At 60.4% G+C, this 19,724-nt stretch carries 20 protein-coding genes; 7 read left to right on the top strand and 13 right to left on the bottom strand.

Features of this window, described 5'->3' with window-relative positions:
• Nucleotides 1–73: 73 nt before the first annotated feature.
• Nucleotides 74–457 carry a hypothetical protein gene (locus PMI23_RS13490; protein ID WP_007914681.1) on the bottom strand — a complete coding sequence of 128 codons (384 nt, stop codon included), beginning with the start codon at nucleotides 455–457 and terminating at the stop codon, nucleotides 74–76.
• A gap of 147 nt (nucleotides 458–604) precedes the next feature.
• On the opposite strand from PMI23_RS13490, the gene PMI23_RS13485 reads away from it, so the two are divergent.
• Both PMI23_RS13485 and PMI23_RS13480 read left to right on the top strand, forming a co-directional pair.
• Nucleotides 605–802: a cation transporter gene (locus PMI23_RS13485; RefSeq protein ID WP_007914683.1), complete on the top strand. Its 198-nt coding sequence runs from the start codon at nucleotides 605–607 to the stop codon at nucleotides 800–802.
• Nucleotides 803–889: 87 nt separating this feature from the next.
• Complete coding sequence (locus PMI23_RS13480; RefSeq protein ID WP_007914685.1) at nucleotides 890–2,092, top strand: multidrug effflux MFS transporter; 1,203 nt, start codon at nucleotides 890–892, stop codon at nucleotides 2,090–2,092.
• A gap of 7 nt (nucleotides 2,093–2,099) precedes the next feature.
• On the opposite strand, the gene PMI23_RS29865 is transcribed toward PMI23_RS13480, so the two are convergent.
• The 3 genes from PMI23_RS29865 to PMI23_RS13470 form a co-directional block, all read right to left on the bottom strand.
• On the bottom strand, nucleotides 2,100–2,273 hold the full coding sequence (locus PMI23_RS29865; protein WP_007914687.1) for a hypothetical protein: 174 nt from the start codon (nucleotides 2,271–2,273) through the stop codon (nucleotides 2,100–2,102).
• 160 nt (nucleotides 2,274–2,433) lie between these two features.
• Nucleotides 2,434–3,447 carry a zinc-binding alcohol dehydrogenase family protein gene (locus PMI23_RS13475; protein ID WP_007914689.1) on the bottom strand — a complete coding sequence of 338 codons (1,014 nt, stop codon included), beginning with the start codon at nucleotides 3,445–3,447 and terminating at the stop codon, nucleotides 2,434–2,436.
• Nucleotides 3,448–3,477: 30 nt separating this feature from the next.
• Entirely contained in the window at nucleotides 3,478–3,771 is a 294-nt protein-coding gene (locus tag PMI23_RS13470) for a putative quinol monooxygenase (protein ID WP_007914690.1), read from the bottom strand.
• A gap of 119 nt (nucleotides 3,772–3,890) precedes the next feature.
• On the opposite strand from PMI23_RS13470, the gene PMI23_RS13465 reads away from it, so the two are divergent.
• The 3 genes from PMI23_RS13465 to PMI23_RS13455 all read left to right on the top strand — a co-directional run bounded on the left by PMI23_RS13465 (nucleotide 3,891) and on the right by PMI23_RS13455 (nucleotide 7,382).
• Entirely contained in the window at nucleotides 3,891–4,820 is a 930-nt protein-coding gene (locus PMI23_RS13465; RefSeq protein WP_007914691.1) for a LysR family transcriptional regulator, read from the top strand.
• Between the two features lie 317 nt (nucleotides 4,821–5,137).
• Nucleotides 5,138–5,872 (top strand): ArsR/SmtB family transcription factor, encoded by a 735-nt coding sequence (locus PMI23_RS13460; protein WP_007914692.1) that lies wholly within the window; start codon nucleotides 5,138–5,140, stop codon nucleotides 5,870–5,872.
• A 127-nt stretch (nucleotides 5,873–5,999) separates the two neighbouring features.
• Nucleotides 6,000–7,382, top strand: a complete 1,383-nt coding sequence (locus tag PMI23_RS13455) for an MFS transporter (RefSeq protein ID WP_007914693.1) — start codon at nucleotides 6,000–6,002, stop codon at nucleotides 7,380–7,382.
• Nucleotides 7,383–7,500: 118 nt separating this feature from the next.
• On the opposite strand, the gene PMI23_RS13450 is transcribed toward PMI23_RS13455, so the two are convergent.
• The 3 genes from PMI23_RS13450 to PMI23_RS13440 all read right to left on the bottom strand — a co-directional run bounded on the left by PMI23_RS13450 (nucleotide 7,501) and on the right by PMI23_RS13440 (nucleotide 10,716).
• Nucleotides 7,501–8,454 (bottom strand): adenosine deaminase, encoded by a 954-nt coding sequence (locus tag PMI23_RS13450; RefSeq protein ID WP_007914694.1) that lies wholly within the window; start codon nucleotides 8,452–8,454, stop codon nucleotides 7,501–7,503.
• Between the two features lie 80 nt (nucleotides 8,455–8,534).
• The gene (locus PMI23_RS13445) at nucleotides 8,535–9,500 is read right to left on the bottom strand and encodes a 2-oxoglutarate and iron-dependent oxygenase domain-containing protein (RefSeq protein WP_007914695.1); all 966 of its coding nucleotides are present in this window, start codon (nucleotides 9,498–9,500) and stop codon (nucleotides 8,535–8,537) included.
• Nucleotides 9,501–9,642: 142 nt separating this feature from the next.
• A complete protein-coding gene (locus PMI23_RS13440; RefSeq protein WP_007914696.1) occupies nucleotides 9,643–10,716 on the bottom strand; it encodes a BMP family ABC transporter substrate-binding protein in 1,074 nt (357 codons plus the stop codon).
• 274 nt (nucleotides 10,717–10,990) lie between these two features.
• Here PMI23_RS13440 and PMI23_RS13435 point away from each other — a divergent pair, with 274 nt between their 5' ends.
• Nucleotides 10,991–12,082, top strand: a complete 1,092-nt coding sequence (locus PMI23_RS13435; protein WP_007914697.1) for a calcium:proton antiporter — start codon at nucleotides 10,991–10,993, stop codon at nucleotides 12,080–12,082.
• A gap of 203 nt (nucleotides 12,083–12,285) precedes the next feature.
• On the opposite strand, the gene PMI23_RS13430 is transcribed toward PMI23_RS13435, so the two are convergent.
• The 3 genes from PMI23_RS13430 to PMI23_RS13420 all read right to left on the bottom strand — a co-directional run bounded on the left by PMI23_RS13430 (nucleotide 12,286) and on the right by PMI23_RS13420 (nucleotide 14,953).
• Nucleotides 12,286–13,644, bottom strand: coding sequence for an 8-oxoguanine deaminase (locus tag PMI23_RS13430; protein WP_007914703.1), 1,359 nt, complete (start codon nucleotides 13,642–13,644; stop codon nucleotides 12,286–12,288).
• Between the two features lie 249 nt (nucleotides 13,645–13,893).
• Nucleotides 13,894–14,580 (bottom strand): SDR family oxidoreductase, encoded by a 687-nt coding sequence (locus PMI23_RS13425; RefSeq protein ID WP_086935984.1) that lies wholly within the window; start codon nucleotides 14,578–14,580, stop codon nucleotides 13,894–13,896.
• Between the two features lie 22 nt (nucleotides 14,581–14,602).
• Nucleotides 14,603–14,953, bottom strand: a complete 351-nt coding sequence (locus PMI23_RS13420) for a MerR family transcriptional regulator (protein ID WP_007914707.1) — start codon at nucleotides 14,951–14,953, stop codon at nucleotides 14,603–14,605.
• Nucleotides 14,954–15,036: 83 nt separating this feature from the next.
• Here PMI23_RS13420 and PMI23_RS13415 point away from each other — a divergent pair, with 83 nt between their 5' ends.
• Nucleotides 15,037–15,471 (top strand): hypothetical protein, encoded by a 435-nt coding sequence (locus PMI23_RS13415; protein ID WP_007914709.1) that lies wholly within the window; start codon nucleotides 15,037–15,039, stop codon nucleotides 15,469–15,471.
• A 58-nt stretch (nucleotides 15,472–15,529) separates the two neighbouring features.
• Here PMI23_RS13415 and PMI23_RS13410 read toward each other — a convergent pair whose 3' ends face one another.
• Genes PMI23_RS13410 through PMI23_RS13400 form a run of 3 tightly spaced genes read right to left on the bottom strand, consistent with a single transcriptional unit; the run spans nucleotide 15,530 to nucleotide 19,123 of the window.
• Complete coding sequence (locus PMI23_RS13410; protein WP_007914711.1) at nucleotides 15,530–16,456, bottom strand: ABC transporter permease; 927 nt, start codon at nucleotides 16,454–16,456, stop codon at nucleotides 15,530–15,532.
• The gene (locus tag PMI23_RS13405) at nucleotides 16,456–17,562 is read right to left on the bottom strand and encodes an ABC transporter permease (RefSeq protein WP_007914714.1); all 1,107 of its coding nucleotides are present in this window, start codon (nucleotides 17,560–17,562) and stop codon (nucleotides 16,456–16,458) included. Before PMI23_RS13405 ends, PMI23_RS13410 begins: the two co-directional genes overlap by 1 nt.
• Nucleotides 17,563–17,575: 13 nt before the next feature.
• Nucleotides 17,576–19,123, bottom strand: coding sequence for an ABC transporter ATP-binding protein (locus PMI23_RS13400; RefSeq protein ID WP_007914716.1), 1,548 nt, complete (start codon nucleotides 19,121–19,123; stop codon nucleotides 17,576–17,578).
• Nucleotides 19,124–19,724: the final 601 nt, after the last annotated feature.

The following is a 19,724-nucleotide window of genomic DNA, read 5'->3' as shown; positions in this document are numbered from 1 at the left end:
CCTTCGGCAGCTCCTACATTGGAATGCAATCCCTGTAGGAGCTGCCGAAGGCTGCGATCTTTTGGCTAGCGACTCAGTATTCGAGAGCCGCAGGCTTCAAGTAGACGCCTTCGGAATTCATCGCCAACCGATACTTCAGCACATCACCGGCATGCAATTTGATCTCCTGCGACCCCGGCGCGAGCATCCCCGGATTGCAACCGGCGACTTGTCCCGGCAGCAACTTCAAGCGCAGCGAGACGGTGCCTGGCGGCAGGTTGAAGGAAATGCTTTGCTCCTGCAGCAACCGCGCCGAGAGCTGATCCTGGATGTACACGCCGATCTCACACGAGGTCGACACTTCCAGACGCTCGCGGGAAATGATCAGCACCGCATAGTCCTCGCCGGCGGCTTGCACCTGAGGGACGGCGGCAAAAAGGCCGAGAAAGCCAAACAGGCTGAAAGCTGACCAGCGCATGGCTGAATCTCCTGAATCGAGTCATTGATGTACGCAGCTTGGCCGAGCGCGGCGCCGATTGCCAGCCCGGCAGTTTATTGAAGAACTTGACCTTGCCATCGTGGCAAGCTCGAAAGTGGCGGCAACCTCACTCAAAGGAGTCATTCCATGCAAGTGTTCAACGTTCAAGGCATGTCCTGCGGTCACTGCGTCAAAGCCATCACCAACGCCGTGCAGGCCAAGGATCCGGCGGCCAGCGTGCGGGTCGATCTGGCGGCGAAAGAGGTCGGCGTCGAAAGCGCCATGAGTGCTGATCAGGTCATCGAAGCGATTCGCGAAGAGGGATATGAGGTGAAGCTCGTCTGAAATTGATCGTTAGCGAGCTATCGGAATGTTCAAGGCGTCCGGGCGCGGCTAGACTGTCGGGCTGCCGACTTGCAACCTGGATGCCTGATGAACTTCCGTACCATTCTGATTCTCGGTGCCTTGACCGCCTTCGGGCCCTTGGCCATCGACTTCTATTTACCCGCATTCCCCTCGATGGCGCTGGCGTTCGGCACCGACGAGAAACACGTGCAGATGACGCTGGCGGCATATTTCGCCGGGTTGTCGATCGGCCAACTGGCTTATGGGCCGGTGGCGGATCGCTTCGGCCGACGCATCCCGTTACTCGTCGGGCTTACGCTGTTCACCCTGGCATCGCTCGCCTGCGCTTATGCGCCGAACCTGGAATGGCTGATCGGCGCACGTTTCGTCCAGGCGTTGGGCGGTTGTGCGGGGATGGTGATTTCCCGGGCGGTGGTCAGCGACAAGTGCGACGCGGTGGGTTCGGCGAAAGTCTTCTCGCAATTGATGCTGGTGATGGGCCTGGCGCCAATTCTGGCGCCGATGCTCGGCGGTCTGCTGGTCAACACCACAGGCTGGCAGTCGATCTTCCTTGTGCTGACCGGGTTCAGTGCCTTGGCCGGTTTGGCCGTGGCGCTGGGGCTGCCGGAAAGTATGCCGGCGCACATGCCGCGCCAGCCGTTGTCCGGCGCCCTGCGCCAGTACGGGCGCTTGCTCAAGGATCGGGTTTACCTCGGTCATGCCCTGACCGGTGGCATCGCCATCGCCGGGATGTTTGCCTACATCGCCGGCTCGCCGTTTATCTTCATCAAGTTGTATGGCGTCCCGGCCGAACATTTCGGCTGGCTGTTCGGTACCAATGCGGCGGGCTTCATTCTGGTGGCGCAGGTCAATGCGCGGATGTTGGCCAAACGCGGCCCGGCGTTCCTGCTGTCGAGGGCAGTGTGGGTGTATTTCGCTGCCGGGCTGGCGCTGCTCGCGGTCAGCGCAATGCATACCGAGTCCTTGTGGCCGCTGCTGATTCCACTGTTCATCTGCGTGTCGAGCCTGGGCTGCATCAGCCCCAACGCCGCTGCCTGCGCGATGAACGGCCAGGGTGCGCGCGCCGGCAGTGCCTCGGCGCTGCTCGGCTGCATGCAATTCAGCGTCGCCGCCGGCGCTTCGGCACTGGTGGGGGTGTTGCACGACGGCACAGCCGTGCCGATGGCGATTGTTATCAGCCTGTGCGGTTTGCTGGTGGTGTGCGTGGCGCTGCTCACCCGCCGTCTGCAGAATGCCCGGGCACTGGCGCAAGCTCAGGCCGAGGCATAAAACAGCCTCAGCCGGCAGCGCGCTGCTGGCTGCGGTCGGGAATCTGATGGGGCGCGCACAGTCGCGCTTCGAGGGTGCGGGTGAAGGCCAGTGCTTCGGCTTCACTGCGGAATGTCACGGCGTGTTGGTCCAGGCGAACCTGCCATTGAGACTTTGCCACTTCTTTTATCAGGATCTTCATTGCTGACCTCCCTTGCGTAAAAGATGTATCGCAGAGGCTTCGATTGTAGACCTGAATACGATCGCAATTGTGACAACGGTCAAGCATCGGACTGACGGCAAAAAACAGCGCAGCCCCGCCGACCGCTCTAGGTTCGGCGAAGGCTGCGCTGTGCGGTTTTTTAGAAACCTTCTAAAACAATTTTCCCCTTGGCTTTGCCACTTTCCAGCAGCTCATGAGCACGACGCAGGTTCGCCGCGTTGATCGTGCCGAAGTGCTCGCCCACCGTGGTCTTCAACGTCCCGGCATCAATCAGCTGCGCCACGCGGTTAAGCAGTTTGTGCTGTTCGATCATGTCCGGCGTCTCGAACAGCGAGCGGGTGTACATGAACTCCCAGTGCAGCGACAGGCTCTTGCGCTTGAGTTTGCTCACGTCCAGCGACTTCGGATCGTCGATCAGTGCCAGTTTGCCTTGCGGCGCCAGCGCTTCGACCAGTTGATCGAGGTGCTGTTCGGTCTGGGTCAGGCTGGCGACGTGGGTCACGCTGTCGATCCCGGCGCGCTTGAGCTCTTCGCTCAGCGGCTGGCTGTGATCGATGACGAGGTCGGCGCCCAGTTGTTTGACCCAGTCACGGGTTTGCTCACGGGATGCGGTGCCGATGACTTTCAGGCCGGTCAGTTGCCTGGCCAATTGCGTGAGGATTGAGCCAACCCCGCCGGCCGCGCCAACGATCAGCAAACTCTGATCTTCGTTGGTTTTGCCTTCGCGGATTTGCAAGCGTTCGAACAGCAATTCCCATGCGGTGATCGCGGTCAGCGGCAGTGCGGCAGCTTCGGCAAACCCGAGAGATTTCGGCATATGGCCGACGATGCGCTCATCGACCACGTGCAGTTCACTGTTGCCGCCGGCACGGGCGATGGAGCCGGCGTAGAAAACCTTGTCGCCAGCCTTGAACAGCGTCACTTCGCTGCCGACAGCCTTGACCACACCGGCGACGTCCCAGCCCAGCACTTTCGCTGCAGCGTTTTCCGGTGCCACGTTCTGCCGCACTTTGGTGTCGACCGGGTTGACCGAAATGGCTTTGACTTCCACCAGCAGGTCGCGCGGGCCGGCGACCGGTTCTGGCAGTTCGATGTCTTGCAGGGATTTGGCGTCGCTGATCGGCAGGGAAGCGTAATAGGCAATGGCTTTCATGAAGGGCTCCGTACAGTTAATAGAAGAAGATCAGGCAATCACGCCAAGGCGCTTGAGCTGGAAGTGTTCGATGGTGTGGCCGGCAGTGGCCTGGAAGTTCTGAAAGTGCGCGCTGTTGTTGTGCGCCTCAAGAATCGCTTCGCTGGCCCAGTGTTCGATCACATAAAACACCTGCGGGTCGGTGAGGTCGCGGTGCAGGTCGTACTGGCTGCAACCGTGTTCGGCGCGGCTCGGTTCAACCAGGGCGCGCAAGCCCTGTTCGAGAAGATCCTGTTGACCGGGTTTGGCAATCAGGGTGGCGATAGCGGTGAAAGGCTGGGACATGCTCGGCTCCAGAGAAGCGGGATGAATGCGATGGAGTGATGATTGGCTATTTCTCTGCGAGATAAAACCGGCTAAAAGAGCAGTCTCTTTCAATATTTTTTTGATAATCGAGGCTGATCATGCTGCGTTTCGATGACTTGCAGTTGTTTGTCCGGGCGGCGGATCTGGGCAGTCTGTCGGCGGCAGCGCGGGTAATGGACATGTCTGCGGCCGTGGCCAGTGCGGCGTTGAAACGGATCGAACAGCAACTCGGCGCGCGGTTGCTCGCGCGTTCGACCCGCAGTTTGCGTCTGACGGCCGAAGGTGAAGGCTTTCTCGAATACGCCCGCGCGGCGTTGAGCAATCTCGATGAAGGCCGGCGCTTGCTGGCCAGCGGCCAGGATCAGGTCAGTGGGGTCTTGCAGTTGTCGGCACCTTCGGACTTCGGCCGCAATCTGTTGCTGCCATGGCTCGACGCGTTCCAGCGCGAACACCCGAAGCTGACCGTGCGTTTGCTGCTCGGCGACCGCATTGCTGACCTATTCCGCCAACCGGTAGACATCGCCTTGCGTTATGGCGAACCGGAAGACTCAAGCCTGGTCGCCTTGCCCATCGCCCCGCATAACCGTCGTGTGCTGTGTGCCTCGCCGGCGTATCTGGCCCGGCACGGCGAACCGCGCCAGCTCGAACAACTGGCCCAGCACAACTGCCTGCTGTACATGCTCGGCAGTCGGGTGCATGACCATTGGAGTTTTCATGACGGCAAACGTGAAGTCGGCCTGACCGTCAGTGGTGACCGTTTCAGCGATGACGCCGACGTGGTGCGCCTGTGGGCGGTGGCCGGCGCCGGAATTGCCTACAAGTCGTGGCTGGACGTGGGCGCCGATGTGCTCGCCGGGCGTCTCAAAGTGCTGCTGCCGGAGTTGTTGTGTGAGCGCGCACCGCTGAATTTGTTGTGCGCCCATCGCGCTCAATTGAGTAAGCCGGTGAACCTTCTGCGGGAAATGCTCGCCAGCCGATGCGCTGATTTGAGTAGTCAATTTCCCGCTTTTTCGGAAGTTGATCATTAGTCGCAGGTAAATAGAGAAATTTCTGTCAGGAACAATCACCACCTGCGCAGGCCCCGGCGCGGGACGCGGGAGCTAACCCGCTTATACTAGCGCCCGCCTCATGCCAGCACCGACACCCCGGCCCGGAGACCCTCGCACCGCGTCGCCAGTATTCGAGTGATGGTCGCGCAACTGCTGCGGGTTCTGTGCTGGAGCAGGTTGCGTCACTGGCCTGCCTTGTCCCGGTTCATGGCGATTTTCGCGTCTTGGCCGATGACTCATTACCGGCCAAGATGTCTCCGAGCAGTAGACGATACGATTCAACAGGGAGTGAACACATGGAACATGCACCTTGCATCAGCCAGATCGCCACGTTGCTGGCCGACCCCAAGCGCAGCGCGATGATGTGGGCGTTGATGGATGGCTCGGCCCGGCAAACCGAGGAGCTTGCGCTACTGGCAGGGCTGTCGCCGTCGTCGGCCAGCGCGCACTTGGCGCGGCTTTCCACGGGTGGTCTGTTGAAGGTCGAAGTCCGCGGTCGCAAACGGTTTTTCCGTCTCTCGGCACCGGAGGTCGGCGCTGCAATAGAAGCGTTGGCCAGCGCTACCATTGCCAGTGCTCCAAGGGACATTCCCGAGGTATTCAAACGCACCACCCCCATGGCCAAACCGCAGACCGCGCCGTCCTCACTGTTGCGTGCGCGTTTTTGCGATGACCATCTGGGCGGTACGCTGGCGGCGGATCTGTATCAGCGGCTGCTTGATGCCGGTTGGATCGAACAGCTTGAGCAACGCGTCGTGGTGACCCACAAGGGGGCGAAATTGTTGGCTGGGCGCGGTGTGTTCATTCAAGCGTTGGCCCATCGCAACGTACAAGTGGCGTGTGCCTGTCCGGACTGGAGCGAGCGTCGTCCGCACATGGGAGGCTCACTGGGTGCCGCGTTGCTGCAGTTGTTCATGCAGTCCGGTTGGCTGACCCTGCCCAACGATTCCAGAGCCTTGCAATTGACGGCCACTGGCCAACGGGAACTGCACCGCTTCGCCAAGGAAACCGAACTGGAAATGGCGTTGTAGAGCACTCGCATTCGACGTCAGCACTTCTGGCGTCGTCCACGACTGCGAACAGGTCGCATCCAGCAGCAACGCCTGAGCGCTATCGCGCACACTCGATCCGGGGATATTTCGGATCGGGGGAGGCGGCATGGACACACACGGCTACAGCGCGGCGGAACGCTTGGAGCGACTGCCAATAAGCGGTTATCACCGGATCATTTTCATCATTATTGCTCTGGCGTTTTTCTTCGACTCCATGGACCTGGCGATGATGACGTTCCTGCTCGGCTCGATCAAAGCCGAGTTCGGCCTGAGCAGTGCGCAAGCGGGGCTGCTCGCCAGTTCGAGCTTCTTCGGCATGGTGCTGGGAGCGTCGCTGTCGGGCATGCTCGCCGACCGCTTCGGGCGCAAACCGGTGTTTCAGTGGAGCATCGTGCTGTGGGGCGTGGCCAGTTATCTGTGCTCGACGGCGCAAACGGTCGAGACGCTGACACTGTTCCGCATCCTGTTGGGGATCGGCATGGGCATGGAGTTTCCCATCGCCCAGTCGATGTTGTCCGAGCTGATTCCGGCGCAACGTCGCGGTCGTTACATCGCGTTGATGGACGGCTTCTGGCCGCTCGGCTTCGTCGCTGCTGGCGTGCTGTCCTACTTTCTGCTGCCACTGATTGGCTGGCGCGACATCTTTCTGGTGTTGGCCGTGCCGGCAGTGTTTGTGCTGGCGATCCGCTTTTTCATTCCCGAGTCACCGCGCTGGCTGGAACAGGCGGGGCGCGATGACGCTGCGGACAAGGTGTTGAACGGCATCGAGGCGCGGGTGCGCAACTCGCTGGGCGGTGCGGCGCTGCCGGAACCGATTCGTTTGCCGCGCACTGTGACGCCGCCGGGCAACTTCTTTTCGGCGCTCAAACAGATCTGGTCGCCGCAGTATCGCCAGCGCACCACAATGATCTGGAGTCTGTGGTTCTTTGCGCTGCTTGGCTTTTACGGGCTGACGTCGTGGCTCAGTGCGCTGCTGCAACAGTCGGGTTTCGCAGTGACGCAGTCGGTGTATTACACGGTGCTGATTTCCCTGGGCGGGATTCCCGGGTTTCTGATGGCGGCGTGGCTGGTCGAGCGCTGGGGGCGTAAACCGGTGTGCATCGTCACGTTGCTCGGCGGCGGGGTGATGGCGTTTCTGTATGGGCAGAGCGCGGTGTTTGGCGGCAACGTTGCGCTGCTGATCAGCACCGGGCTGTTGATGCAGTTTTTCCTGTTCGGTATGTGGGCGGTGCTCTACACCTACACGCCGGAGTTGTATCCGACGTCGGCACGGGCAACCGGTTCGGGCTTCGCCTCGGCAATTGGCCGCGTGGGGTCGCTGCTCGGGCCGTTGGTGACCGGGCTGGTGTTCCCGATTACCGGGCAGGGCGGGGTGTTTGCGCTGGGCGCGGCGTGCTTTGCGATAGCGGCGGGGGTGGTGTGGCTGTTCGGGATGGAGACGCGCGGGAAAACCCTGGAGGAGCTGACTGAAACCCAATCTATCGGCTAACACCGATCCAATGTAGGCCTTCGCCTGCTCGCGATAGCGGAGTGTCAGATATAGATTTTTTAGCTGACACCCTGCTATCGCGAGCAGGCGAAGGCCTACAAAGGTTTTGCGGTGTTGCTTATGGCTTTACCAGTCGCGCATCCAGGCTGTTCTGCGCCAGGCGTTTGGCCTGATCCTGGGTCATGCCCAAATGCTCATGCAGCGCGTAGAAGTTCTCGGTCACATAACCACCAAAGTACGCCGGGTCATCGGAGTTCACCGTGACCTTCACGCCACGCTCGAGCATGTCGAGGATGTTGTGCTGCGACATGTGATCGAACACGCAAAGCTTGGTATTCGACAGCGGGCACACGGTCAGCGGGATCTGCTCGTCGATGATCCGCTGCATCAGGCGCTCGTCTTCGATGGCGCGTACGCCATGGTCGATACGCTGGATTTTCAGCAGGTCGATGGCCTCCCAGATGTACTCCGGCGGGCCTTCTTCGCCAGCGTGGGCGACGGTCAGGAAGCCTTCGTGGCGGGCACGGTCGAACACGCGCTGGAACTTGCTCGGCGGGTGGCCCATCTCGGAGCTGTCGAGGCCGACCGCGACAAACGCATCACGGAACGGCAGCGCTTGATCGAGAGTTTTCTCGGCTTGTTCTTCGCTGAGGTGGCGCAGGAAACTGAGGATCAAACCGCTGGTGATGCCCAGTTGTTGCTCGCCATCCTTGAGTGCCGCGGCGATGCCGTTGAGCACCACTTCGAACGGGATGCCCCGGTCGGTGTGGGTCTGCGGGTCGAAGAACGGTTCAGTGTGAATGACGTTCTGTGCTTTGCAGCGCAGCAGGTAGGCCCAGGTCAGGTCGTAGAAGTCCTGCGAGGTGCGCAATACGTCGGCACCTTGGTAATACAGGTCGAGGAATTCCTGCAGGTTGTTGAAGGCGTAAGCCTTGCGCAGGGTTTCCACGTCGTTCCACGGCAGGGCGATCTTGTTGCGTTCGGCCAGGGCGAACAGCAGCTCGGGCTCCAGCGAGCCTTCCAGGTGCAGGTGCAGTTCAGCCTTGGGCAAGGCGTTGAGCCAGTCGTACATATTCTTTTCTCATCAGGTGCAATGGCGGCATTCTACAGATGCTCGCCGAAACAATTGGCAAAACCTGACCAAGCGATCCATCAAACGGCTTCCTGCTCACGGCGATAAGCGTAGGTATCGGCGAAGCGCGAGAGCAGGAATTCGGCGCAGGTGGTGGTCGGATACTTCGCTGGGTGTTGTGCGTCCTGACAACCGGACAGGCATTCGATGCGCGTGTCCGGGTGCGGCTCGGCGAAGAACGGCATCGAATAGCGATCGACCCCGAGCGGACTGATGACGCGGTGCGGCGTCGAGCGATAACGGTCGTTGCTCCAGCGCGCCATCATGTCGCCGAGGTTGACCACGAAAGTGCCCTCAATCGGTGGCGCGTCGATCCATTCGCCTTTGACATTCTTCACTTGCAAGCCACCGGCGCTGTCCTGATAGAGCAGGGTGACGCAGCCGTAATCGGTGTGCGCGCCGGCGCCTTGCTGCTCGGCGGAGCTGGCGGTGTGGCGCGGCGGGTAATGGATCATGCGCAGGACGCTGACGGGGTCGTTGAAACGGCTGTCGAAGAAGTCGCGCTCGATGCCCAGCGCGAGAGTCATTGCCCGCAGCAGGGTTTGGGCGAGAGCCTGCATGTCGAGGTAATGCTGTTCCATCAACTCGGCCCAGCCGGTTTGCGCCGGATGACGGTTCGGCCCGCGCAACGGTTTTCCGGCGAGTACGTCGGGATGGTTGGCCGGCAGGTGCAGGCCCATGTCGAAGGTTTCTTTGAGGTCGCTGGGTTTGCTCGGGTCGAGTTGCTCGGTGGCGATCGCACCGTAGCCGCGATGGTGGCGGGTCTGGGTGATGTCGATCTTGAGTTTTTCCGCTGCGGGCAGAGCAAAAAAACGCTGAGTCTGATCGAGCACCGCGTCGATGCGTTGCGCCGAAATCGGGTGACCCTTGATGTAGAAAAAGCCCCACTCGCGGCAGGCGTGGTCGATTTGCCCGGCCACGGCGGGCCAGGCGTTTTCATCGTCGCTGTAGAGCGGGCTGATATCGATGATCGGAAGCTGATCCATACACAATCCTTGAGAGCGCTGAAGATCAAATGTAGGAGTGAGCCTGCTCGCGATAGCGGTGTATCAGGCGACACTTCTGCTGAATGACCCACCGCTATCGCGAGCAGGCTCACTCCTACAAGGGATGGTGGTATGACTGAAATTACTTCGGCATCTCAGCCTTCATGCCTTCAACGTAATAGTTCATCGACGCCAGCTCCGCATTCGTCGCGCTCACGCCTGCGGGGATTTTCTCCACGCCGGCCTGATCCTTGATCGGCCCGGTAAACGGCTGCAACGCACCGCTCTTGATGTCGGCAATGAGTTGCTCGGCCTCGGCTTTCACCGGCGCTGGCACCAAGTCACTGATCGGCAGTTCAACCGTGCCTTCCTTCAGCCCGCCCCAGTAGTCCTGGGATTTCCAGGTGTGGTCGATCACGCTTTGCGTCGCCTGAATATAGTGCGGCGCCCAGTCGTTGACGATCGAGGTCAGCACCGCTTTTGGCCCGAAGTGCGCCATGTCCGAGGCATAACCCACCGCGTACACGCCACGACGCTCAGCCGCCTGAATCGGCGCCGGGCTGTCGGTGTGCTGGAACACCACGTCGACGCCCTGATCGATCAGCGCGTTGGCCGCGTCGGCCTCCTTGCCCGGGTCGAACCACGAGTTGACCCACACCACTTTGATCTCGGTGCCCGGGTTGTACTTGTTCAGGGCCAGTTGAATCGCGTTGATGTCGCGGATCACCTCGGGGATCGGGAACGAGGCGACGTAACCGATCTTTTTGGTCTTGGTCATCTTCGCTGCGAGGAAGCCGCCGACGTAGCGACCTTCGTAAGTGCGCGCCAGATAGGTGCCGAGGTTCTTGTCCTGTTTGTAGCCGGTGGCGTGTTCGAAGGTCACCTTGGGAAACTGCTTGGCGACTTTGACAGTGGGGTTCATGTAGCCGAAAGAGGTGGTGAAGATCAGGTCGTACTTGTCCTTGGCCATGTTGCGGATCACCCGTTCGGCGTCGGCACCTTCGGCGACGTTCTCGACGTAGTTGGTGGTGATCTGATTGCCGAATTTCTCCGCGAGTGCCTTGCGCCCCTGTTCATGCTGATACGTCCAGCCGTGGTCACCGATCGGGCCGATGTAGACGAAACCGACCTTCAGCGGATCGGCAGCGCTGGCGCTCAGGCTGATCCCCAGACCGAGGGCGGCGCACAGCAGTTTGTGCAGCGGACGTATTTGCATGAATTGGAGCTCCGTTTTGTTGTGTGTGGTCAGGGCCAATGCAAATTGCTGACCAACAGGACAACAAACAAAAAAGATCGCAGCCTTCGGCAGCTCCTACATGGGAATGCGCAACCTGTAGGAGCTGCCGAAGGCTGCGATCTTTTCAGCGCCAGGACCAACGCAGTGCAAGTCCGCGAGTTCACGCCATCGCTTGGTGCGCTAAGGTGTAACGAAACGTTAGCGCCGCTCCGCAGTCAGTAGCTCATTCGCTCTCTTCGGCAAAAGGCCCGCCATGCTCACCCTCCTCAAGCAAGAAAGCTTTCTCCTGCTGGCAGTTATCGCCGCGTGCGTTGCCTATCCGTTGGAACACTGGATGCTGCACAGCGGCCAGATCGTCGCGCTGACTGCCGGTCTGGTGCTGATCGCCTTCATCGTCGCCGCCTCGATGCGCGTCGCCCATCACGCCGAATTGCTCGCGGAAAAAGTCGGCGACCCTTACGGCACGATGATCCTCACACTTGCGGCCGTGCTGGTCGAAGTGGTTATTCTGGCAATCATGATGAGCAACGAAGCGTCGCCCACGTTGGTGCGCGACACGATCTATTCGGCAGTGATGCTCGATATCAACGGCATCCTCGGCCTCGCTGCGCTGATGGGCGGGATCAAGCACGGCGAGCAGTCTTACAACGACGATTCCGCGCGCAGCTACAGCGTGATGATCCTCACCGCCATGGGCGTGTCGATGGTGGTGCCGGAGTTCATTCCCGAGGCCAACTGGAAGATTTATTCAGCGTTCACCATCGGCGCGATGGTCGTGCTTTACGCGTTGTTTCTGCGCATGCAGGTCGGCCCGCACAGTTACTTTTTCAGCTACAGCTACCCCGACAAACGCCGTAAGAAAGAACCGCAGGACGCGCAGGCGAAAGCACCGAGCATCGGTCTGTCGATCGGCATTCTGGTGTTTGGCATTGTGGTGATCGGCGCCCTCGCCGAGGTAATGTCGAAGACCCTCGATCTGGGCCTGGAAGGCACGGGTGCACCGCCGGTGATCACGGCGATTCTGGTGGCGGCGATTTCCGCGGCGCCGGAGATTTTGACCGCGTTGCGTGCAGCGTTGGCCAACCGCATGCAGTCGGTGGTGAACATTGCGATGGGCGCGTCACTGTCGACGGTGATTCTGACGGTGCCGGTGATGGAGGCGATGGCCCTGTACACCGGCCAGCCGTTTCAGATGGCGATGACGCCGGTGCAGACGGTGATGATCTTCATCACGCTGATCGTTAGTGCGATCAACTTGAATGACGGCGAAACAAATGCCATCGAAGGCATGACGCACTTCGTGCTGTTCGCGACCTTCATCATGCTGTCCCTGCTCGGTCTCTGATGATTGATCGTTCCCACGCTCCGCGTGGGAATGCCGCCATGGACGCTCTGCGTCCGCCGCTGGGACGCGGAGCGTCCCGAGATGCATTCCCACGCTCCGCGTGGGAATGCCGCCATGGACGCTCTGCGTCCGCCGCTGGGACGCGGAGCGTCCCGAGATGCATTCCCACGCAGAGCGTGGGAACGATCAGATGGGGAGGGGGATCAGGTACCTGCGATCAGCTGCCGAGCCGCCTGGCTGTGATCGGCGATCAGGCCTTTCAGATCAAGCCCTTCAACCTGCCCATCGACCACACGCCACTTGCCACCAATCATCACCCGATCCGCACGATCCGCGCCGCACAACAGCAACGCGGAAATCGGATCATGGCTGCCCGAGAAGCGCAGCTCATCAAGCTTGAACAACGCCAGATCCGCCTGCTTGCCCACGGCAATCTCACCGATATCGGTACGGCCCAACAAGCTCGCCGAACCCTTGGTCGCCCAGCCCAGTACGCGTTCCGGGGTGATCTTCTCGGCGCCGTAACGCAGACGCTGGATGTACAGCGCCTGACGCGCTTCGAGAATCATGTTCGACGCATCGTTGGACGCCGACCCATCCACGCCCAGACCAAACAACGCACCCGCGTCAGTCAGATCGATACTCGGGCAGATGCCGGAAGCCAGACGCATGTTCGAGCTCGGGCAATGGCAAATACCGGTGCCCGCCTCGCCGAGTCGAGTGATTTCGTCCGGGTTGAAGTGGATCCCGTGGGCCAGCCAAGTGCGCGGGCCGAGCCAGCCGACGCTGTCGAGATAATCGACGGTGCGCAGGCCGAAACGCTGCAGGCAGAAATCCTCTTCGTCGAGGGTTTCCGCCAAGTGCGTGTGCAGACGCACGTCGAGCTTGTTCGCCAGTTCGGCGCTGGCCGACATGATTTCCGGGGTCACCGAGAACGGCGAGCACGGCGCCAGGGCGATCTGGATCTGCGCGCCGTCGCCACGTTCGTGGTACTCGTGAATCAGGCGCTGACTGTCGTCGAGAATCACCTGGCCTTCCTGCACGGTTTGCTGCGGCGGCAGACCGCCGTCCTTCTCGCCGAGGCTCATCGAGCCGCGAGTGAGCATGGCGCGCATGCCCAGCTCCCGCACGCTTTCGACTTGCACGTCGATAGCGTTTTCCAGGCCATCCGGGAACAGGTAGTGGTGGTCGGCCGCAGTGGTGCAACCCGACAACAGCAGCTCGGCCAAAGCGACTTTGCTGGCGAGGGCGAGTTTCTCAGGCGTCAGGCGCGCCCACACCGGGTACAGGGTTTTCAGCCATGGGAACAACGGCTGATTGACCACCGGCGCCCAGGCGCGGGTGAGGGTTTGATAGAAGTGATGGTGGGTGTTGATCAGGCCCGGCAGGATCACATGCTCGCGGGCATCGAACACTGCATTGCACGGCGCCGACGGCTGTTGGCCAGCGGCGAGGACTTCGACGATGACACCGTCTTGCACGACAAGACCGCCACGGGCATCGAGCTCGTTAGAAGTGAAAATGGCGAGGGGATTTTTTAACCAGGTACGGGTCGCGGGCATGTTGCCGGCTCCTCTGAAAATGGGGTTCAGGGTTGCCAGCTCAGTGATGCCCTGTCTGCTGATCCAGGGTCGCCGCGGGGGACGAGGTGCGCAGTTTCAAACAAATTGCCACGCCGGGCAAGCCCAACCCGACAGGACAACATCACCAAAATACACAACCCCTGTAGGAGCTGCCGAAGGCTGCGATCTTTTGATCTTAAAAAAATCAAAAGATCGCAGCCTTCGGCAGCTCCTACAGGGGATCATCAATTACCAGGGAATCGTTTCGCCCTTGTAATTGATGAAGTGATGTCCGCCCTTGCCGGTGTACGCATTCACCTGATCAATCAATCCACGTGTGCTGGTTTCCACATCAAGGTCAGCCCCTTCGCCGCCCATATCGGTCTTCACCCAACCCGGATGCAGCGACAACACGGTCATTTTCTGCTCGCCCAATTGCGTGACAAAACTGTTGGTCATCGAGTTCAGCGCAGCCTTGCTGGCCTTGTACAACGCCAGTTCCGGCGCGTCCGGCACCGTCACACTGCCCAGCCCGGAACTCATGAACGCCAGCACACCGCTGCCGTCACGAATCTGCCCGACAAACCGTTGCGCCAGATTGATCGGCGCCACCGCGTTGGTGAAAAACAGCTGACCGACTTCAGCCAGAGTCGCGCCGCCCGGGGTCTGATCGGCCGGGCCTTTGACCCCGGCGTTGACGAACAGCAGGTCGAAGGTTTCGCCTTTGAGCTGCTGACTCAGAGCGATCACCGCTTGCTGATCGTCCATGTCGAGCTTCTCGATCCGCACTTTGCCCAGCGCTTGCAGCGCCTCGGCGTTTTGCGGATTGCGCACGGTGGCGGTGACTTGCCAGCCGTCGGCCAGCAGGGTTTTCACCAGACCGAGGCCAAGGCCCCGGGAGGCGCCGATGATCAGTGCGTTTTTTGCAGACATGATGGGCTTCCTTGATGAATGAGGATCATGGATTCAATGGACAGGCCTGACCGAGGCGAAGTTGCAACTCCTGACGCAGCGCGTCGAGTTCGCACATGCGGGTTTCGATCAGTTGCAGTTTGTCGCGCAGCAACTGCGCCACGGCGTTGTCAGGATTGGGGGCATTCCACAACGCGGCGACGCTGTTGCCGATCTCGCCGAGGGTAAATCCCAGGCGTTGCGCCGTTTTGATATAGAGCACCAGTTGCACCATCTCCGGCGGATAGTCGCGATAACCGTTGGCGCTGCGCTGCGCCGCAATCAACCCGCGCTGCTCGTAGAAGCGCAGGGTGTCACGGCTGACGGCACTGGCCTGGGCTAATTCACCGATGCGCATGCGGGCTCTCAAAAGGGCTATTGACCCTGGAGCATACTCCAGGCTTTACCGTGGTTGCTCCTCAAATTTCTGGAGCATGGATGATGTGGACTTCAACGCAATATCGCAACGTGGTGCGCGGCAGTGCCTGGTATGACCTGTTCGTCACGGCGGCGTTTGCCACGCCGTGGAGTTTTGCCGCTTTGCATGGGTTTTTGACCGCGCTGAATTTGCCCGGTGAACTGCCGGCGTTTGAGCCTGTGCACCTGTTGATGGCGAATCTGCTGGGCTCGGTGGTGTGCGTGTGGGCGGTGCTGCGGATTCGTGATCCGCAAGCGCTTTATGGACGCTATGACGCGGTGGCGCGGTTTCTGTTTGCGGCTTGGCAGGCGTATGCCTTGCTCCACGGCGCCAGTTCGATTTTGCTGGTTTTTCTGGTCTTCGAACTGGCGTGGGGCGTTGCTCAGGTGTTGCCTGTGAGGGCCTCATCGCTGGCAAGCCAGCTCCCACAGTGTCCGAGTAGTGCGCAAAATTTGTGATCAGCACTGAACCTGTGGGAGCTGGCTTGCCAGCGATAGGGCCATTGAAATCACTACATCAATGCCCTGACTGCCAAGGCTGCCCAAGCGAAACCGGCGCATACAACCGCGTACGCAGTGCATCGCGTGACAACAGCACCAACACCACAATCGTCGCCACATACGGCAGCATCGCCAGCAAACTCGACGGAATCGCCAGCCCCAATCCCTGCGCCACCAAATGCAGGATGCTGGCGAGGCCAAACAGATACGCCCCGAGCAACAACCGCCACACCCGCCAACTGGCAAACACCACCAGCGCCAACGCGATCCAGCCACGCCCGGCGGTCATGTTCTCCGCCCACATCGGCGTGTACGCCAGCGACAGATAGGCCCCGGCCAACCCGGCCATCGCTCCGCCAAACAGCACCGCCAACGTGCGCACGGTCAACACTGGCAAACCCATCGCACTGGCCGCATCCGGACTCTCTCCTACGGCCTGAATGATCAACCCGACACGGCTTTTGATGATCACCCACGCCACCAGCGCAAACAGCGCGAACGACAGATACACCAGCAAGTCCTGAGCAAACAGCATCCGCCCGATCAGCGGAATCTCACTCAGATAAGGAATCGCCAACGGCTCAAACCCTGCCAGCGGTTTACCCACCCAGGCCGCGCCGACAAAGGTCGACAGCCCGACACCAAAAATCGTCAGGGCCAAACCGGTCGCCACCTGATTGGCGTTGAACACCAGCGCCACCAAGGCAAACAGCGACGACAGCAACATCCCAGCGAGCATCGCCAGCAACACGCCAAGCCACAGGTTGCCGCTGTTCAGCGCGACGATAAAACCGATCACTGCGCCAAACAACATCATCCCTTCCTGCCCAAGATTGAGCACGCCGCTCTTCTCGCAGATCAGTTCCCCCAGCGCCACCAGCAACAGCGGTGTGCCGCAACGCACCATGGCGTAGAAAATATTGCTCAACAGATCGATATCCATCACAGCGCTCCGGCAGTTACGGCGGTGGTCGAAGTGCGCTTCACCCAGCGCAGATTCAGGCGTGGCCGATAGAGGATCAGCACGTCACTGGCGAGCAGGAAAAACAGCATCATTCCCTGGAATAACTGGGTGATCGCTTGCGGCAGATTCAGGCTCATCTGCGCACTCTCGCCACCGATGTACAGCAGTGCCATCAACAGGCTGGAAAACAGAATCCCGATCGGATTCAGGCGCCCAAGAAAAGCCACGGTGATTGCCGCATAGCCGTAACCCGGGGACACCTGCGGCACCAACTGGCCAATCGGCCCGGTGACTTCGCAGACACCCGCAAGCCCGGCCAAGCCGCCACTGATCAACAGCGCCAGCCAGATCAACCGCTTCTCGCGAAAGCCGACAAACCCTGCGGCACGCTTGTCCAACCCAAGCACTTTGATCTGAAAACCGACAAAGCTTTTCTGTAACAACACCCACACCGCGACCAGTGCGAGCAAGGCGAAATACACCCCGGCATGCACGCGACCATCCTCCATCAACAACGGCAAACGGCTGGCGTCGCCGAACATCGCCGACTCGGGAAAGTTGAAGCCGGCCGGATCCTTCAGCGGCCCGTGCACGCAGAACAGCAGCAAGTTCAGCGCGATGTAATTGAGCATGATGCTGGTGAGGATTTCGTTGGCATTGAAGCGCGTGCGCAACCACGCGGTCAGCCCGGCCCACGCCGCACCAGCGACGGTGCCGGTGAGCAGAATAAATACCAGCGCCCAACGACTTTGCATGCCGATGATGTTCACCGCCAAGGCACTGCCGGCGAGCGCGCCGAGGAGCAATTGGCCTTCGGCGCCGATGTTCCAGATTCGCGCCTGGTACGCCACGGCCAACCCCAGTGCGCAAAGCAGAATCGGCAGCGCTTTGACCAGCAATTCGGAGACGCCATACAAATCGCTGACCGGTGCGATCAGCAGCGTGTGCAAGGTTTGCAGCGGGTCGTGGCCGAGGGCGATAAACAGCAGCGAGCCGCAGCCGAGCGTCAGCGCCGCCGCCAGTAATGGCGAGCACCACAGCATCAGGCGCGATTGCTGGCCACGGGGTTCGAGGGAAAGCAGCATGTTTGAAACTCCGTTAAACCGTGGCGGCTGAAGGGGCGTGGTCGAACTGACCGGCCATCCAGCCGCCGACGTCGCTGAGTTGGGTATCGATGGTGTTGTGCAACGCCGACAAACGTCCACCGCACAACGCGCCGAGGCGGTCGCTGATCTGGAACAGTTCGTCGAGGTCTTCGGAAATCACCAGAATCGCCGCGCCGGCATCGCGCAAAGCGATCAATGCGCGGTGGATGGTCGCGGCGGCGCCGACGTCGACGCCCCAGGTCGGGTGCGCAGCGATCAGCAGTTTCGGTTGCTGGAGGATTTCCCGGCCGAGGATGAATTTCTGCAGGTTGCCGCCGGACAGGCTGCGCGCAGCGGTTTGCGTGTCCGGGGTTTTTACGCCGAAGCGCTGAATGATCTGTCGGGCGAGGGCTTCGACTTTGCCGCGTTCGATCAAACCGTGGCTGACCAAGCCTTGTTGGAACGCGGTAAGCAGAGCGTTATCGGCCAGACTCAATTCCGGTACTGCGCCGTGGCCGAGACGCTCGGCAGGCACGAATGCCAAACCCAGTTTGCGCCGTGAATCCGGGCGTAAATCGGCGACGTTTTGCTCGGCAAATCGAATGGTCGCAGTTTCGGCGCGGGGCAGGGTTTGCTCGCCACTGAGCAGGGCGAGCAACTCATCCTGACCATTACCGGCGACCCCGGCGATGCCGACGATTTCACCGCTGCGCACTTCCAGGTCGATGTCTTTCAGCGAGCAGCCAAACGGATCCGGGTTGTGCCAACTCAATCCGCTCACCCGCAAAAACGCCGCGCCGCCGCTGACCTTCGGATAATCGCCAATCAACGCCGCCGCTTCGCCCACCATCATCTGCGCCAACTGTTGATCCGAACATTCGGCAGGCACGCAATGTCCGGCGACACGCCCGCCGCGCAGAACCGTTGCGCTATGACACAACGCGCGCACTTCACCAAGCTTGTGGCTGATAAACAGAATGCTGCAGCCTTCGGCAGCGAGGCGGCGCAGGGTGATGAACAACTCGTCGGCCTCCTGCGGTGTCAGTACCGAAGTCGGCTCATCGAGGATCAGCAGACGAATGTCCTGCATCAGGCAGCGAATAATCTCCACTCGTTGCCGCTCGCCGATCGACAGGCTGTGGACAAGTCTTTCCGGTTCCAGCGCCATGCCATAACGGCGCGACACTTCACGAATTTTCGGTTCCAGTTGTTTCGGTGTGCCGGCCGCAGCGCCCATTGCCAAGGCAATGTTCTGCGCCACGCTGAGGGTTTCGAACAGCGAAAAATGCTGGAACACCATGCCGATGCCCAACTGCCGCGCCTGTGCCGGGTTGCGGATATTCACCGGCTGACCTTGCCAGAGCATCTCGCCGGCATCGGCCTGGGTGACGCCGTAGATAATTTTCATCAAGGTACTTTTGCCCGCGCCGTTTTCACCGAGCAGGGCATGGATTTCCCCCGGCGCGATGCTCAGGTCGATGGCGTCATTGGCCAGACAACCGGGGTAGCGTTTGCTGATATGGCGCAATTGCAGGCGCGAAGTAAGAGGGGCGATTGGCATGGCAGGCTCGACTTGCTTGGAGTTGTGCCTGTGGATAAAGCAATTTCCTGGCCATTGAGTCAGGAACGCGAGCGGGCCGCGTGTGCGAGTGCCTGAAGCAGAGCATTGCCTGCAAAATTGGCTGGGCTCACGGCACCAATTCAGAGCAAAGCCGTTGATCGGGCTCCAGTTTTGCCCGTCGGCAACTGATCAAAAAACGAGCAAATCCCTGTGGACTAGGCAGCACCTGCGACTGCGCCAGCCATGAACGGGTTATCCACAGCTTGTTCCACAGTTATTGTGCGCAAGCTGCAAACCCGGGCATAAGCACTGCGGTGCTTTCTTCTAATGGTGATAAACCGCGCTAACTGACTGTTTCTGTTTGAAATTTTCAGTTCGTCGGGTGAATTGAACGAAAAGTGAACAAACCGCGCAAAGCCACGTGACAGAAGGGTTACAGCGGAATGTACTCAGGTTATCCACAGTCGGGTGCACAGCAGATGTGGGCAAGTCCGAGTAATAACGGAAAAGGGTGATGCCCTAAAAGATCGCAGCCTTCGGCAGCTCCTACAGGGGAACGCATTTCAAATGTAGGAACTGCGCAACGCTCGGGCCGCGATCG

Source organism: Pseudomonas sp. GM24 (assembly GCF_000282235.1).
GTDB lineage: Bacteria > Pseudomonadota > Gammaproteobacteria > Pseudomonadales > Pseudomonadaceae > Aquipseudomonas.
The sequence above is the reverse complement of the archived record's forward strand: the minus strand, read 5'-3'. Positions and strand labels throughout refer to the sequence as shown.